This is a genomic window from Heyndrickxia acidiproducens DSM 23148 (genome assembly GCF_000374345.1).
GTDB classification, from domain to species: domain Bacteria; phylum Bacillota; class Bacilli; order Bacillales; family Bacillaceae_C; genus Weizmannia; species Weizmannia acidiproducens.
The window spans coordinates 42589-58979 of the sequence record NZ_KB893982.1 but is presented as its reverse complement, the minus strand read 5'-3'; the positions used below and the strand labels follow the sequence as shown (position 1 = coordinate 58979).

The following is a 16391-nucleotide window of genomic DNA, read 5'->3' as shown; positions in this document are numbered from 1 at the left end:
GTTAAAAAAACGAACAGTATGCACTGTTCGTTTTTTAGCGTAAATGGGCTGTTTGTACCTGCATATCTGTATTCACAAATTCTACAAAACTTCGTCGTACGAAAAACTTTACACGATATGTATCGGTGGTATAATACTCTTTGCATTAAAAATTAAGCCCATATAAGGAAGTGTTAGCCGTGGGTACTGTAGCCATTAAACTAAAAGAGAAATCTAATTTTCTATTAAATAAATATTTGACCGGGGATTCAATCGATTATAAAGAAATTATTGCCATTATTATTCCGATATTTGTAGACCAGGCTTTCCTGATTTTGATGAGCTTTTTAAACACAGCGATGATCAGTTCGGCGGGGGTTGCGGCTGTGAGTGCCGTCAGCATGGTCGATTCACTCAACATTTTCCTTGTCAATGTGTTCATTGCGGTGGCAACAGGGGGTACCGTTATCGTTGCCCAGTATAAAGGCATCGGCAACAAGGAAATGGTATCGAAAACGGCCACACAGGCGATATCCGCCGTTACCATTTTCTCTGTCCTGCTCAGTGCTTTTGTGATTATTTTTAACACGCCAACTTTGAATCTGCTGTTTGGCAAGGCGGATGCGGATGTTTTTCACAATGCTAAACTCTACCTGATTGGCAGCTGTATCTCGTATCCGTTCATTGCCATTTTTCAGGCAGTACTCGGCGGCTTAAGAGGCGTGGGTGAGACAAAGCCATGTTTAGGTTTATCCCTATTCATGAACTTGACGAACACCGTGCTGAATGTCATCCTGATTACGGTTTTTCATATGGGTGTAATCGGACTCGTGAGCTCGATTATTTTTGCGAGATTATTAGGGATGATTGCTTCCATTATATATGTCAGTAAGTATAATGAGACGATCCGTTTTAAAATGAAAAACGCCTTACACTTGGATTTTGCGATATTAAAGAAAGTACTCTTTATTGGCATTCCGTTTGCGGCTGAACAGATCTTTTTCAATGGCGGCAAGCTTCTGACGCAGACCTTTATTGTCCAGCTGGGAACGCTCGCAATCACAACGAATGCGATCAGCAACTCGATTACGACCTTGTTTCAAATGGGGCCGACTGCCTTGAGCATTGCCGTTGTAACCATTGTCGGGCAGTGCATGGGGCGCCGGAACATTAAGGATGCGAAGAAATTCACGAAATCTTTGATCGTTCTTTCTTCCATTCTTTATGTGGTCACATCCGGCATTCTTTTGCCATTATTCCCGGTGGTGTCCAATCTGTTTAATCCGCCTGATGAGATTGTCCCGACGATCTTTACGATTGTTATCATGACGGCGATTGCCCAGCCGCTTTTATGGCCGCAAAGTTTTATCATGCCATCCGCTTTGCGGGCGGCAGGTGATTCAAACTTCACTTCGCTGGCATCATTATTGTCGATGTGGCTTTTGCGGGTAGTGCTCGGCTATTTGTTGGGCATCACATTCGGTTTTGGGATTATCGGTGTCTGGGTTGCCATGATTGTCGAATGGTGTGCGCGCGGCTGGATCTTCACCGAGCGCTTTAAAGGCAGCAAATGGTATACACACAAGCTCGTGTAAAACAGGGCTGGATCTTTAGTGTCCAGCTTTACTTTTTTAAAATAATGAAAGCGTTAACAATTCTGTCACAGCTTTTTCCGGGCGGCCGTGTTATACTGTAACTGTAAGGAAGAGATAAACAAAAAACATTTAAAAGCTTCTTACAAGTTGGCGTTGCAGGAGACTCAACCATCCTGGTTAGTTCCGAAAGAAAACGAGGTAGCGATTATCGGGTTACTTGAAAGGATGAAAGCCGGTGAATCCACCACAAACTTTCTAATCTGCTCAATGTAAACTGAAAAGGAGCGTCTTCCGAAAATAAACCGTTGCTTAAGAAGTGATTTGAAAGCCCATTCAAACTTTAAGAATCTGAGTAAAATGAAAAAGGGCCAAGGGCGAATCGCGGTTCTATGAAAGAAAATCAGAAAACCGTCATTCAAACCGCTGCGCGGAGAAGATTGCCGGGAAGAACATTTTCAAAATAGGACGGATCGGTAAATGGCAGGCTTTCATTGGAAAGGATTCCTTAAAAGTGAAGATGCAAATTCAATAAACTTTACAGCAAAGAGGATATTGGAGGCAGCCAGGCTCATCCCAAACTTTTCAGAACCGAATCATTCGAAACTTGAGTCTTAGGATGAACAAATCTTATGAAAGATTTGAATCAGTCTCGGAGCTGACGACAGACATCCTAACGCAGACACTTCCATTTGGCGGCTTGCACAGCTGCAAACTCAAAAAAAGTTAATGATTGAGGAGTGTCGAAAACCCCATCTGAGGTTGAAATGTTACCTGAAAAGGTTGAACAATTTCATTAGGATGCGGAATGGTTGGGTCCCCTGCGATGCCAAACAAAAAGCAGTGCGATAAACATTTATCGCACTGCTTTTTACGTTTATCCGATGAAAGCCCGAAATGGGTGAAGTACGACAGAAACGGTCGTTCATTAGGGTTATGAAAGCCCGAACCAGGCAAGTGCCCGGGGAAACGGTCGTTCATTGGGGATATGAAAGCCCGGACCAGGCAAATGCCCGTAGCAACGGTCGCTCATCGGGTTAATGAAAGCCCGGACCAGGCAAATGCCCGGGGAAACGGTCGTTCATTGGGGATATGAAAGCCCGAATCAGGCAAGTGCCTGGAGCAACGGTCGTTCATTGGGGATATGAAAGCCCGAATCAGGCAAGTGCCCGGGGAAACGGTCGTTCATCTGGGCTATGAAAGCCCGGACCAGGCAAGTGCCCGGAGCAACGGTCGTTCACCGGGGATATGAAGGACGAAAAAACATATATGACAATAAAAAAGGATATGAATTATGTCATTTAAACAAACAGTACAGGTTAAAGTTTTTGTTTCTCCTGCACAACAGCATCCTCTAAAACTTTGAGTTTTTCTTCGTATTCAACCAAACGAATCCGGCAGCCCGGCCCGATCTCGATATTTTGCCCGCGGACGGTATCTGCTTCCGTATTCTCCAGATATATATCATCGCCTTCAATAGCAGAGGCCTGCAACAGCAGCCGTTTCTTACTGGCATGAAACATATTGGCCAATCCGTTCTGTACCTTGACATTGATTTTCTTACCGCCGATTTCACCTGCATGGCTATGTTTATATCTCAGCGAAATCTCAATTTCATCTGCATTTAACAAGCCGCCAACTTGAAACTGACCCTTTGAGATAAAGGTTTCCGCTTCGAGGTCGTTTTTTACCACAAGCAGCCCCTTGATCTCTGCTTTATCTCCATTATAGTTTCCGTCAATTTCAAGCGAACCGCGCACCACACAATCTTGGATATGCGCATTTTTTCCAATTTTGCATGTTCCTAATACGCTCGCTTTATCTGCCTGTAAAGTCCCGTCAAATCCTGCCTCCCCGTGTACGGACAGACATTCCGCTTTGATATCACCAGCCACTTTGCTTGTGCCGTTAATGGTGAAGTGCAGGCAGTCAAGATGATCCACAATTTCTGCTTCGCCGTTCACTTTTACTTTCCCGTACATTCCGCCGCCAAAGCTTCCAGAGCCGTTCACGGTCAAATTGTTTCTTTGCATATTTTCCACACAGCCTTCCTTTATATTTTTCTGGATTTCTTCACTGTTGCACCATCATCTTTTTGAAAAGTGCCTGTGTACTCGACAAGATCAACTTCACATTTTTTGCCGATCTTCACATTCCGCCCGCGGACCACTTTTGCGGCGGTTACTTCCAAATCAATTTCGTCACCCTCGATACTATTGACCGATAGGGTGGTTGGGAAGAACGGTTTGAGCCAGCTTGAAAAAGAAGCATCCTTTTTTACTGTGATACTTTGCCCGCCGATTTCCTGAATCGTACAGCGCCCGAAAGGTTCCAGCAAAATGTGGTCGGCATTCAGTTCCCCGCCGATTTTAACAGGCCCCCGTATATAAACGGTTTCCGCTTCACAGTTTTCCGCAATCGCCGCGCGTCCTTCGATTTTGATAGAATCACAACGGACTGTTCCGCCAAAGGAGCCGCTTCCTGAAATTTGCAAAGCAGCAGCTGTTACATCTTTCTTTATTTTTGCGACACCTTCAATGCTTATCTTTTCAGTGTCAAGGCTGCCTGCAATGGTTGTCGTCCCATTGATCCGAACCGTTTGTGAAACAATGTTACCCTTGAAAGAAGCAACCCCATTCGATTCCAAAACTTCGCATTCAATATCGCTATTTACGGTGCTTTTTCCACTCACCGCCACAGTTTGAAAAGTCCCGCCATTCGAAGATCCGACTCCGTTTATGATAAGATTTCCTTTATTCACTTTGTTCATCTTTTACCCACCGCCTGTTATAAAAAATTGATCTTTAATTCTTCTGATACATGCATAAAGTCGATTTTTGCAACGACTTTCGTATCTTTTTCAAACACAATCTCTTCAGCTTTATTTGCCAGGAAGCAGGAGGAGATGCCCAGCTTACGGATGATCCATAACTGTGTTTCGTCAGTATAAATTGCTTTCCCATTTGTAGCTTGCAATAACCGGAGGATCATTTTTCCTTCTTCAATATTAATTTCTCCAGCGTGCAATAGTTTTTCAAGAATGTAGACCATTAAAATTTCTTCAAAGGAAAATGAATGTTCCGCTGTATTCGTTTGCTCCAAATAAAAATTCATGACATATTCCGAAGCAATCCCGCGTTTGATGATTTCTTCTCTACCGGCCAGTTTGCCGCCGCCGGGGGAGAACATCTTCGCCAGCTCATCGAGTGAAAGGTTCTCTTTCATCGACTGAATCCTTGCTATGCGTTCAAGGATGCGTGCGCGCGGGAAAAAGGTTTCCTGGCCGGTGAACGTTGATTTGCGGATAAACCAGTTCTCCGGAATCAGATTTTTCCTTTTCCAGCGGTACAGCTGGCCGTAGGAAATTCCGGTTTCTTCAAGTAAATCTTTTTTGGAGATTAAATCCTCATCCATTTTTTACTCACCCCTTATGATGCCTTAAATATAACATAACACTGTTACGTTGTAAACAAAAAGAAATAAAAAGCTGCAGCCATTCCTTTCGACGGTAAAGTGAAACTTCCATCAGTGGGGTTTTCCTTCATCCTCCACTGATGAAAATCCTAACAAAGGCTAAAATCTCAGGTGTCTTGTTGCAACGCCATTGTGACCTGCATCATGCAAGCCTGCCCATTTGAACTTTTATGGCCTGCTATAAAAGTGAAATAAATTTCGAATATTTTATATTAAGAAACGCATGAAATATGGTATAGTTAACATAAAAAAGAAGTCGCTGACTTTTATATAAGGGGAGCTGAAGTTAAATGATTGCTGAAAAATATAAACAAATGCTCGGGCAGAAATCCGTGATTCGGGAAATAGCTGAGTATGGTGCTGAGCGGGCAAAAGAAATCGGTTCTGAAAATGTTTTTGACTACAGCCTTGGCAATCCGTTTGTGCCGGTTCCGCAGGCATTTACCAATAAACTGGTTGAACTGGCCCAAAGCCCTGAACCTTCCACTGTCCATGGCTACAGCCCGAGTCTCGGAATTACATCGGTTCGGGAAAAAATTGCCGAGTCGTTAAACAGGCGTTTTCATATGGGCTACCGTAAAGAACATATTTTTATGACGACAGGGGCTGCCGGCGCGATTGCCCATGCGCTGCGGGCAGTTACGACAGCAGGGGATGAAGTGCTGACATTTGCGCCCTTTTTCCCGGAATACACGCCATATGTCAATCAAACCGGCGCCGTGTTAAAAGTGGTCCCGCCCAATACAGACGACTTTCAGATTAACTTTGAAGCATTTGAAAAAATGCTGACGGCAAAAGTCACAGCGGTATTGATCAATTCACCGAATAATCCTTCCGGTGTCGTCTATTCACCGGAAACGATTCAAAAACTCGCCCAACTGCTGCAGGAAAAAGAACGGGAATTCGGACATGAAATCTATTTAATTTCAGATGAGCCATATCGGGAAATTGTTTTTAAAGGTGTCGAGGCTCCATACATTGCTAAATATCACCCGAACTCGATTACTTGCTACTCTTTCAGCAAATCGCTGTCGCTTCCGGGCGAACGAATCGGTTATGTTGCCGTCAACCCGGCATGCCCGGATGCGGAGCTGATTGTAAATATGTGCGGCCAGATTTCAAGAGGGATTGGCCATAACTGCCCGCCGTCGATTATACAGCTGGCTGTAGCCGAGGTGGCGGACATGACAGCGGACTTGTCTGTGTACGAAACCAATATGAATATTTTATATGATGCGCTGACCGATCTGGGATTTTCGTGCGTGAAGCCGGGCGGGACTTTTTATATGTTCCCGAAAGCTTTGGAAGAAGACGCCGTCGCCTTTTGCAAAAAAGCGCTTGAGTACGATTTGCTGCTCGTGCCGGCAGATAGTTTTGGCTGTCCGGGATATTTCCGGATGGCTTACTGCATCCCGACGGAAAAAGTTGAACGGTCGCTTGCGGCATTCAGAAAGCTCGCTGAAGCGTATAAAAAAGAAGGCATTCACTAAGCAGATAAGCCGTTTTAGTTTTGTGATTTGTAAGCACCATTCTTTTCAAAGTAAATAAAAAGGTTGGTAATAATTTTTGAAACGAAAGCAATTAACAGGTAACCGATAAAAAGGTGAAAATAGTTTGCTCCGTTGTATAATTTAAAAAGATTCAACATAGACAATACTGGCTTAAATACAAATGCTAAAAAGGCACTTAACAGGATCATAAATGAATAATAATTTTTCTTATGATTCAGTGTCCATTGATAAACAAACATGTACAACACCGGAATCAGTGATACATCAAGTGCAAAACTTGTTACGAAAAAAGGAAATACTTTGTAAGGGTAAAACCAATAATTATTAATCCCGCCAAGTGAGTCGATGTAAGAAAACCATACATGAATGTTAAATCCGAAAAGCCTAAAGGAAGAGCCCTCTTTCTATCAATAAAAAAATATAGAGCGATTAATGGGAGAAGTAAGAAGGCTATGGTAAGCCAAAATTGCCATGTATTAAAACTTGAATACTTCTCCCAATAGTCTGTTCCTGTATTTAATAAATGGGTTTGAATTCCTTGCATGGTTTTAATTAGTTTTTCCTGGCCGTCACCCATATTTAATCACCCTTTCAAATCATTTGGTATTAACCTTTCCGTTAGAAAAAATGTTATACAATTCATACTGGACACGTTTAGCGGATCATTACTACAAAAGGCGATTTGTCGTTGTCTGCCGCAACCATAACAAAATGTATAATCAAACAAATTGTTGCTAACTTACCGTCCGTAGTGAATGAAAATGTAAAAATTATCCTTATTATAATCTCAATCACCAAAAGGAGAACCTTCTTGCAAACTTCTATGTCTATCTCATTCCAAAATACGTAATGTTCCTTTATACTATTGAAGTGTGTTCCTGAAGATTAATCATGCGCAGGCATATGAAGATATAAATTAAGTTTTGAAAGGAGCAGTCAGGATTGGAGATTACACAAGGTGAAACATTGGTGACTGAAATCCGCCAATTAGATAAAAAGGGTTCCGGGCAGGCTGTCGTTTGGCGCGAAAATGTGTTCGGCAACCCGAAAAAATTAAAGCTGACGATTCCGCAGACGCTTCCGGGTGAAAAAGTGCGCGTTGTGGCGGACCGGCCAGAAAAAAGGCGGATAAAGGCGATTCCGGAAGAAATTCTCGAAGCCCACCCGGAAAGAATTGCGCCCGCGTGCCCGCATTTTGACCGCTGCGGCGGCTGTGTGTGGCAGCATTGGCAGTATCAGGGGCAGCTGAACCAAAAAACGGCCCATGTTAAAGAAGCGATTGCATCCCAAGGGTTTGATCCTGAACTTGTCCGCTATACGATCGGCATGGACGAGCCCTGGCATTACCGCAATAAAATGGAATTTACGTTTGCGCCGGATGGTTCAATGGGCCTTCATGAGCAGGGAAATTTCCGGAAAATCATTTCGCTTGAAACCTGCCTGATTGCCGGCACAGAAATGGTGGAAGCAGCAATGGAAGTAGCCGCCTGGGTGAAAGAACATGGCTTAAAAGGTTACGATAAGGACCTGCACGAAGGATTGTTCCGGCATTTGATGGTGCGCCAGTCGTTTGCAACCGGAGAAATGATGCTGGCTCTTTTCGCTACGGAAGCACCAGCCGGAGACTTGGTACAAGCAGCCCGCGATTTAACGGATCGGATTGAGCATAAATTTCCTTACGTAAAAAGTTTAATCTGGCTTGAAAATACGCAATGGGCCGACCGTACGCAGGCTGAAAAGACACATGTCCTGTCCGGCCGCGATTTTATTTACGATGAAATGGGCGGCTACCGTTACCGAATCTGGTTCGATACATTCTTCCAAACGAATCCGGTACAGGCGCAAAAACTTGTGGATCTTGCAATTGAAATGGGGCAGCCGAAAAAAGCAGAGAAAATGATCGATCTTTTCTGCGGTGTCGGCACTTTCTCGTTGCCGTTTGCTGACCGTGTCGGAAAACTTGTCGGGATTGAAATTGTCGAAACGTCAATTGCATCGGCAAAACGGAATGCGAAGGACAACGGGATCTCCAACACGTATTTTCTCGCCAAAGATGCCCGCAAAGGGATCGATGAAGTGCTGGAAAGCTTCGGTAATCCGGATTTGCTGCTTCTTGATCCGCCGCGCTCGGGTGCCGGCGGCAAAGTCATGCGCAAAATTGGCCGCGCAAAACCACAGCGGATCGTTTATGTTTCCTGCAATCCCGATACATTTGCCACGGATATTAAGGAACTGGAACCATTCGGGTACCAGTTGACTGCCGTGCAGCCGGTGGATTTATTTCCTCATACGGTGCATGTGGAGTGTTGTGCGCTGCTTGTTTTGAACGATGAAGGACAATTGTAAAAATAAAGGAGCTCTGAAATCCGGAACTTAAACATATCCGGCTTCAGGGCTTTTTTCTTTCCAACCCCATTTGTAATTCCTTTAATTGGGTTGGCGAATAGAATTCGAGTACTGTCACCACTCGAATTTTGTCTAATATGAAAAGGCATCCATTTCATTGACACTGCTCTGGTTTTTAGATAATATAGAATAAATCGATACAATTCCTCATACAATACAATCTCAAATAATACTAACCCCTGAAAGGACCGATCCCCATGACAACAGAATACCTCGACCTCAAAATGGACTTTATGTTCAAACAGCTATTCGGCCACCCAAGCAGAAAGAAAATCACGATTGCCTTTTTGAACGATTTACTGCATCGGCAAGGCCGCGACCGGATTACTGATGTTCAATACGAAAACACCGAACTCATTAAGGCAGAGCAGGTTGGCAAGACAAGCCGGCTTGATGTATTGGTTTACACTTCCAACGATGAAAGGATTAATGTGGAAATTCAAATGGTAGACCAGCACGATATGCCGGAACGGGTGCTGTATTACTGGTCAAAACTTTTTTCATCATCATTACAGTCCGGACAAAATTACTCCGAACTCGTCCCTGCCATCATGATCTCCATCTTAAACTACCCGCTTTTTCCCCACGAAACCGACAGCTTCCACAACGTTTTTCATCTTTACGAGGATAACGAGCACTTCATTTGGAGCCCGCATCTGGAATTCCACACATTTGATTTATCGCAGTTTATGGTAAAATGGAAAAAATACAGACGTGAGATGAAAGCGAAGCCATCTGCCGAATACCCATGGCTGATGATGCTTTCCGCTGCGGATTACCGCAAAAAGACGATTGACACAAATATTTTCCATGAACTGGAGGGATTTGCGATGAATGAACAAGAAGTGCGTGAAGCGATCAAGGAATGGGAAAGCTTAAGTGCCAACCAGGAGAATAAGGTATTGTACGAAGCGCGGTTAAAGTATTTGCGTGACCAGCTCTCAAATATCATGGGTGAAAGGCGTGCTGGACGAGAAGAAGGCAGAGAAGAAGGCATAAAAGAAGGTATAAAAGAAGGTATAAAAGAAGGCGTTAAAAAAGGCGTAAATAAAGGCATAAAAGAAGGTATTCAAAAAGAACGGGAAGCTGTAATTAGAAAAATGCTGAGCAATGGAACCGCACCCGACACGATTGCAAATATGTTGGACTATCCGCTTGAAGAAATCAAAAAAATTCAGCGGGAAATAGAGAATGGCAAGTGATTTTTCCACGAACTGGAGGAATTTGCGATGAATGAACAGGAAGTGCGTGAAGCGATCAAGGAATGGGAAAGCTTAAGTGCCAACCAGGAAAACAAGGTATTGTACGAAGCAAGGTTGAAATATTTGCGTGACCAGCTCTCGAACATCATGGGTGAAAGGCGTGCTGGACGAGAAGAAGGAAAAAGGGAAGTTCGTGAAGCGATGATCCGGAACATGTTAAACAGAGGAATGGATTCTGAAACGATTGCTGAAATTTCCGGATGTACTGTAGAAGATATTGAAGATATCAAGAGGGACATGAATAGTTGAATTTTCCACGAATTGGAGGAATATGCATTGAACGAGCAGATTTCGAATATTCGGGGAAAGGGTGCTCGTAAAGACCGCGAAACTGTAATTAGAAATTGAGGCACTGCATATGGGAAATTGCTGATTTGCCGCAATGTCCTTGAAAAAAATAAAAAATTCAGCAGAAAAAGCAACACGATTAGTAAGGAAGAAACCGTTGATGAGCTGCATACGGAACCACCGGCTTGCTTTTGCCGTACATGAGCTTTCTTTCTTGCTGCATAGACCGGAAACTGCAGGAACTGATTGAAAAGAAACGCAGCCTATTTTATGATGGAATCATAAAAAAATGTTCAAAGGGCTGATTCAGGTGAAGAAAAAAGTGTATTTCAACCATGATGGCGATGTTGATGACTTAGTTTCACTGTTTTTATTATTAAAGATGGATAATGTTGAGTTAACCGGTGTATCTGTTATCCCTGCTGATTGTTATTTGGAACCGGCAGTGTCTGCAAGCAGGAAGATCATTGACCGGTTCGGAGACGGGAAATTGCAAGTAGCGGCATCGAACTCGCGCGGAAAAAACCCTTTCCCGAAAGAATGGCGCATGCGCGCTTTTCAAGTCGATGCGCTACCGATTTTAAACGAAAAAGGGAAGATCAATACACCGGTAGCAGAGCAGCCAGCGCATATGCATTTGATTGATAAGCTGCTTGAAGCTGAAGGGAAAACAACATTGCTTTTTACCGGGCCTTTGACCGATCTGGCGCGCGCTTTGGATGCTGCACCACAGATAGAAGATAAAATTGAGCGCCTCGTTTGGATGGGCGGCACTTTTCGGGAAGCAGGAAATGTTGCTGAGCCTGAACACGATGGGACAGCAGAATGGAATGCATTTTGGGACCCGGAAGCGGTTGCGCGTGTTTGGGAAAGTGGGATTAAAATTGATTTGGTAGCACTCGAAAGCACGAATCAGGTACCACTGACTACAGAAGTTCGGAACCGCTGGGCTACAGAACGCAAATTTTCCGGCGTGGATTTCATCGGGCAATGTTATGCCATGGTGCCACCGCTTGTCCACTTTGCAACAAATTCCACCTATTATTTGTGGGATGTACTCACGACCGCTTTTATGGGAAACGAAACGCTTGTCCGGACAAAAAAAGTGTCGGGGATCGTCGTCACAGACGGGCCAAGCCAGGGAAGGATGATGGAGAGTACAGACGGGCGTACTGTAAATCTCGTTTATGATGTTAACAGGGATGCATTTTTTGATTACATCACTTCTTTGGCTAAAAAAGCGGAAGCATGAGATTTTCGAAAAAGTTCTAATACAATAAGTAAAAGCTTTGGCGCATTCTGTCTTAACAGCAAAATGCCAAAGCTTTTTTTGCATATTTTTCAAATGTAAAAGATAAAAATATTAATGTCTGAACATCCTATTGCTTTTTATGTTTACGCTTTGAAAAATAATGCAGGAACAAGGATAAAATCAAGTAGGAAAAAATGAGAAATACAAAATAATTTGTCCAGAAATGGGTAAGATCGATAAGATTGAGACTGCTCAACCATCTTTGAATTCCCATCACAATCAGCACGGTAACAGCAAACATAAAGAAAAGCTGTATATATCGTTTCAAAACAATTCCTCCCTCATAAATCCGGCAGATTCATGGCTTTTCGTGCCATTTTCTAAAGGTGATGCCAGATGATGACTGAACGCTTCAGTAAAATCTACTAAACGATCATTACTATTATGTAGGATAAAAAACATTCTACCAAAATACTATGATCCAAATCATATAAAACAAAATAAATATGGCAGAATTGTGAAATGCTGCGTCTGTTTTTCCCTTTAAAGCCGTGCTGCTATCTGCCTTACAATAGAATGTTGAAAAAATGAAACAGCAGGCACGGATTGAATTTAAACCGGCCTTTGATTTGCGATAGTTTTTGGGCTTTGCCGGTACCGCTTTCCAATACTTTCATAAAAAGTAATTCCGATTCATTTGGTAGTAAAATGGGCCACAGTTTTCGTGTTATAATGGGGCTATATAAAATTCCGCACTGCGGTAGAGGTATTAGCACCCTCTTTAAAAAACTAAGAAAACAGCACTTGTTTCTTAGTGCTGTTTTTTTGTGGAAGGGAAGCGTAAAAATTGAAAAAAGAAAAAGCACTGGTTGTTTTTAGCGGGGGACAAGACAGCACCACATGCTTGTTTTGGGCCCGGGAAAGATTTGAAGAAGTAGCGGCAGTCACGTTTGATTACCACCAGCGCCACCGTTTGGAAATCGATTGTGCAAGAAATATTGCAGAAGAACTTGGGGTTAAACATTATATATTGGATATGAGCCTATTAAATCAACTGGCTCCAAACGCGTTGACAAGAGATGGAATTGCGGTAAAAGAGGGGGAAGATGGCGGGCTGCCGTCTACTTTTGTGCCAGGCCGCAATTTGCTGTTTCTGTCTTTTGCCGGTGTGCTGGCAAGTCAAATCGGTGCCAGACATATTGTAACCGGTGTTTGCGAAACAGATTTCAGCGGCTATCCCGACTGCCGTGATATTTTTGTGAAATCACTGAATGTGACGTTAAATCTTTCCATGGATCAGCAGTTTGTCATTCATACGCCTTTAATGTGGTTGAATAAGGCTGAAACATGGAAACTTGCGGATGAGCTGAATGCCTTCGATTTCGTCCGGGAAAAAACGTTAACCTGCTACAATGGCATCATCGCGGACGGCTGCGGGGAATGCCCGGCATGCAAACTGAGGAAAAGGGGACTGGAGGAATATTTAAAAGTAAGGAGATAAATATTTTAAAATTTTATGATAAAATGGAAGAAAAAAGGGGATGAGGAAATTTGGAAATTAAAACGGTATCAATTATCGGGCTTGGGGCGCTCGGGGTACTCTTTGGCCGCCAGTTAGCGAAAAAAATGCCGGAGGGGGATCTTCGGGTCATTGCGGACCGGAAGCGGATTGAAAGGTATGAACGGGATGGCGTATATTGTAACGGTGACCGTTGTTCTTTCCATTATGTAACGCCTGAAGAAGAATGCGGGCCGGCTGATCTGCTCATATTTGCCGTGAAATTTAACGGGCTGGCAGATGCAGTTCAGGCGGTAAAAAAACATGTGGGACCCAATACGATTATTTTGTCGGCGCTCAATGGCATTTCCAGTGAGGAGATCATTAGCCGTACATACGGGATGGATAAAATTTTATACTGTGTTGCCCAGGGCATGGATGCTGTAAAAACTGGAAATCAATTGACTTACGACCATATCGGCATGCTATGTTTTGGCGAAAAAGAACCGGGATATGTTTCGGAAAAAGCAGAGCGGGTTGCCCGTTTCTTTGAAAAAACGGATTTTCCATATGAATTGGACAAGCATATGATGAAAAGACTGTGGGGGAAATTCATGCTGAATGTTGGTGTTAATCAAACGGTTGCCGTGTTCAAGAGTAATTTTGGCGAGATCCAAAAAGAAGGGCCGGCAAGGGAAATGATGATTGCCGCAATGCGTGAAGTCATGGCCTTGTCGGAAAAAGAAGGCTTTCCGCTGACAGAAGCTGATCTGCAGTACTGGCTCAAAGTTGTCGGCGCGTTAAGCCCGGACGGAAAACCATCGATGGCACAGGATGTCGAAGCAAAAAGGTACAGTGAAGTAGGCTTGTTTTCGGGAACCGTTATAGAGTTGGGAAAAAAACACAATGTTCCGGTTCCCGTAAACGAAGCACTGTACCAGCGGATTCAGGAAATGGAAAGCGGGTATGAAAATTTAAACAGCAAAGTAGCAGAGTAAAAAGGAAAAGCGGCGGGATCTAAGTTCCCGCCGCTGCAATTGAGGAATTTAACAAGTTTTCAGCTCCAGCAGCGAAAATTTTTCTTCCAGGGCGATTTGCGCATTTTTATTTGCCAAATGCACCATTTCTTTTTTCTGCCCGCGTTTCGGCTGCACGACACGGATGTAAAGAAGCTGTTTTGCTGTTTCTTTTCCGACCGTATCCGGAATCAGGATTTCCTTTGGCAGCGCAGTTTGGCTGCTGCCATAATAATACTGCAAGAATTCAAGGAATGCTGCATCCGGATCTTTGCTGCCGGTCTGTTTAAAAGATATTTCCCGTTCCATGATTTTGCCTTGCCGCAAATAAAAGGTTTGGACACACATCCATCCGTTGCCCGCGGCGTAACCGAATATATCCCGGCTTATATGATCATTCAGCGCAACGTTTTGCTGTTCCATTGTCAGTTCAAGCTGTGCCATTTGTTCTTTCAGGTTTTCTGCTTTTTCAAAATCAAGCTGTTCCGCCGCATCCTGCATTTCTTTTTTCATATCCTTTAACACTTTCCGGTAGCCGCCATGGAAGAAGTGGACGATTTTGCGGATCTGTTCTTTGTATTCTTCCTCACTTACTTCCCTTGCACAAGTTCCGATGCAAAGGCCAAGCTGGTAATAAAGGCAGGCGTGCGTGCTTGATTCCGGGCAGCGCCTGAGCGGATAAAGCCTGTCCAGCAATTTTTTTGTCTCTGCTGCCGCCCGGACATTCGGAAACGGGCCGAAATATTTTCCTTTATCCCGGACCGATTCGCGTGTCAGGATCAGCTGTGGATGCCGTTCCGCCGTAATTTTAATATAAGGATAGCTTTTGTCATCTTTAAGCATGATGTTATATTTCGGCCGGTATTTTTTGATCAGGTTCATTTCCAGTACCAATGCTTCCGTGTTTGTGTCCGTCACAATCCACTCCAAATCGAAAATCTCCCGGACAAGCTGCGCTGTTTTCTCATCATGTGACCCGGTAAAGTAGGAGCGTACACGGTTTTTCAGTTTTTTGGCTTTCCCAACGTAAATGACTTTTCCCGCCCGGTTTTTCATCAGATAGCACCCCGGCTGGCCGGGCAGAAGGGAAAGCTTGTGCTGGATGACGGGGTTCATTGCCGTATTAGCCCCATTTCACGGCAGCGGCGATCAAGCTGTTGTGCAAAAGTTTTACAGGCAGCTTTAATTTCATCATCCGGGACGACATCCACTTTTAAACCGTCAAGCAAGAGTTCACAGCCTTGTTGTTTCAATGCTTCTTCCATCGTATCCACGGCCCCGGCAAAGTGTTCATAAAAGGAGTCGCCTGCGCCAAACACCGCGCCTTTTTTGCCGGATAAGTCCACATCCGGCAGTTCTTCGTAAAAATCAATCATTTCATCCCAGAGATCGCCGTCGTCCCAGGTGCTGGCGCCGATCAATATCAGATCGTAATCTGCAATTTCCTGTGGGGATGTATTTGTTGCTTCTTTTATATCAACGGCATGCCCTGCTTCTGATAATGCCGCTGCGATTTCATCTGCCATAAATTCCGTTGTGCCTGTCATGCTCGAGTATACAATGACCGTCTTCATCTTCTACACTCCGATCGTTTTAAATTCCCTCTCTTTTTATTCTATATCAATTGTGAAAATATGCATTTGATCTGCATCAAGATTTTGACGGAATGAGCAGCTGCCGGATTCCCGGGTGCAGTGATGGCCTATTGTAAAAATGCAGTTTAAAAAAAGAAAGACTATTCCGGGATTCCGTTAAAGCAGGAAATGAGTATAGGAGCTTGTGGGAAGTGTGAATACTAAAATGAATGGGCCGCCGCGAAACGATTGGAGCATTCAGGAAAAGATTCCCGGTCATGGCTGTATGTCTGCATGCACAATATAATGAAGGGCTGTTTCCACTCACTGTAAAAGCAAAGGAGACATGAACATGTCAAACATTGGCCAAAATCAAAGCCATAAAGAACAATACCGGATGCCGGAAGCTGTCCGGAAAAGCGAGCGATCAGATTTTCAAGTCGGCTATACCTCAAATACCGGAATTGAAACAGAAGACCAGCGCCGGAAAGGTACAAAAAAATGACAAAAAAACAGCCGGACCCGAAATAGGTCCGGCT

Annotated in this window: 17 protein-coding genes; 9 read left to right on the top strand and 8 right to left on the bottom strand. The window is 43.8% G+C overall.

Going from position 1 to position 16391, the window contains the following annotated elements:
• Positions 1-179: 179 nt before the first annotated feature.
• Positions 180-1574 (top strand): MATE family efflux transporter, encoded by a 1395-nt coding sequence (locus C232_RS0104355; RefSeq protein ID WP_018661665.1) that lies wholly within the window; start codon positions 180-182, stop codon positions 1572-1574.
• 1316 nt (positions 1575-2890) lie between these two features.
• Here C232_RS0104355 and C232_RS0104350 read toward each other — a convergent pair.
• From C232_RS0104350 to C232_RS0104340, 3 genes are read right to left on the bottom strand one after another with little or no spacing between them, the layout of a single operon-like run.
• A complete protein-coding gene (locus C232_RS0104350; RefSeq protein WP_040399958.1) occupies positions 2891-3604 on the bottom strand; it encodes a hypothetical protein in 714 nt (237 codons plus the stop codon).
• 20 nt (positions 3605-3624) lie between these two features.
• Positions 3625-4341 (bottom strand): bactofilin family protein, encoded by a 717-nt coding sequence (locus C232_RS0104345; RefSeq protein WP_018661661.1) that lies wholly within the window; start codon positions 4339-4341, stop codon positions 3625-3627.
• A gap of 17 nt (positions 4342-4358) precedes the next feature.
• Positions 4359-4985, bottom strand: a complete 627-nt coding sequence (locus tag C232_RS0104340; protein WP_018661659.1) for a YhbD family protein — start codon at positions 4983-4985, stop codon at positions 4359-4361.
• 350 nt (positions 4986-5335) lie between these two features.
• On the opposite strand from C232_RS0104340, the gene C232_RS0104335 reads away from it, so the two are divergent.
• Positions 5336-6535, top strand: a complete 1200-nt coding sequence (locus C232_RS0104335) for a pyridoxal phosphate-dependent aminotransferase (protein ID WP_018661657.1) — start codon at positions 5336-5338, stop codon at positions 6533-6535.
• Positions 6536-6549: 14 nt separating this feature from the next.
• Here C232_RS0104335 and C232_RS20450 read toward each other — a convergent pair whose 3' ends face one another.
• Both C232_RS20450 and C232_RS20190 read right to left on the bottom strand, forming a co-directional pair.
• Positions 6550-6885 carry a CBO0543 family protein gene (locus tag C232_RS20450; RefSeq protein WP_302466510.1) on the bottom strand — a complete coding sequence of 112 codons (336 nt, stop codon included), beginning with the start codon at positions 6883-6885 and terminating at the stop codon, positions 6550-6552.
• Positions 6837-7133 carry a DUF2781 domain-containing protein gene (locus C232_RS20190; RefSeq protein WP_235801514.1) on the bottom strand — a complete coding sequence of 99 codons (297 nt, stop codon included), beginning with the start codon at positions 7131-7133 and terminating at the stop codon, positions 6837-6839. Before C232_RS20190 ends, C232_RS20450 begins: the two co-directional genes overlap by 49 nt.
• Before the next feature lie 365 nt (positions 7134-7498).
• Between C232_RS20190 and rlmD the strand changes: the two genes are divergently transcribed.
• The 4 genes from rlmD (at position 7499) to C232_RS0104305 (ending at position 11764) form a co-directional block, all read left to right on the top strand.
• Positions 7499-8902, top strand: a complete 1404-nt coding sequence (rlmD, locus tag C232_RS0104325) for a 23S rRNA (uracil(1939)-C(5))-methyltransferase RlmD (protein ID WP_018661655.1) — start codon at positions 7499-7501, stop codon at positions 8900-8902.
• 257 nt (positions 8903-9159) lie between these two features.
• Complete coding sequence (locus C232_RS0104320; protein WP_018661653.1) at positions 9160-10164, top strand: Rpn family recombination-promoting nuclease/putative transposase; 1005 nt, start codon at positions 9160-9162, stop codon at positions 10162-10164.
• Positions 10165-10191: 27 nt separating this feature from the next.
• On the top strand, positions 10192-10473 hold the full coding sequence (locus C232_RS0104315; protein ID WP_018661651.1) for a hypothetical protein: 282 nt from the start codon (positions 10192-10194) through the stop codon (positions 10471-10473).
• Positions 10474-10822: 349 nt separating this feature from the next.
• The gene (locus C232_RS0104305) at positions 10823-11764 is read left to right on the top strand and encodes a nucleoside hydrolase (protein WP_026314471.1); all 942 of its coding nucleotides are present in this window, start codon (positions 10823-10825) and stop codon (positions 11762-11764) included.
• A gap of 127 nt (positions 11765-11891) precedes the next feature.
• On the opposite strand, the gene C232_RS0104300 is transcribed toward C232_RS0104305, so the two are convergent.
• On the bottom strand, positions 11892-12092 hold the full coding sequence (locus C232_RS0104300) for a hypothetical protein (RefSeq protein ID WP_018661647.1): 201 nt from the start codon (positions 12090-12092) through the stop codon (positions 11892-11894).
• Positions 12093-12611: 519 nt separating this feature from the next.
• Here C232_RS0104300 and queC point away from each other — a divergent pair.
• A complete protein-coding gene (gene queC, locus C232_RS0104290) occupies positions 12612-13265 on the top strand; it encodes a 7-cyano-7-deazaguanine synthase QueC (protein WP_018661643.1) in 654 nt (217 codons plus the stop codon).
• A 50-nt stretch (positions 13266-13315) separates the two neighbouring features.
• The gene (locus C232_RS0104285) at positions 13316-14260 is read left to right on the top strand and encodes a ketopantoate reductase family protein (protein WP_018661641.1); all 945 of its coding nucleotides are present in this window, start codon (positions 13316-13318) and stop codon (positions 14258-14260) included.
• 48 nt (positions 14261-14308) lie between these two features.
• Here C232_RS0104285 and uvrC read toward each other — a convergent pair whose 3' ends face one another.
• Both uvrC and C232_RS0104275 read right to left on the bottom strand, forming a co-directional pair.
• Complete coding sequence (uvrC, locus tag C232_RS18375) at positions 14309-15394, bottom strand: excinuclease ABC subunit UvrC (protein WP_018661640.1); 1086 nt, start codon at positions 15392-15394, stop codon at positions 14309-14311.
• Positions 15391-15852 (bottom strand): flavodoxin, encoded by a 462-nt coding sequence (locus C232_RS0104275; protein ID WP_018661638.1) that lies wholly within the window; start codon positions 15850-15852, stop codon positions 15391-15393. The genes uvrC and C232_RS0104275 overlap by 4 nt, the downstream gene beginning before the upstream one ends.
• Positions 15853-16204: 352 nt before the next feature.
• Here C232_RS0104275 and C232_RS19985 point away from each other — a divergent pair, with 352 nt between their 5' ends.
• Positions 16205-16357 carry a hypothetical protein gene (locus tag C232_RS19985; RefSeq protein WP_018661634.1) on the top strand — a complete coding sequence of 51 codons (153 nt, stop codon included), beginning with the start codon at positions 16205-16207 and terminating at the stop codon, positions 16355-16357.
• The last annotated feature ends 34 nt before the right edge of the window (positions 16358-16391 follow it).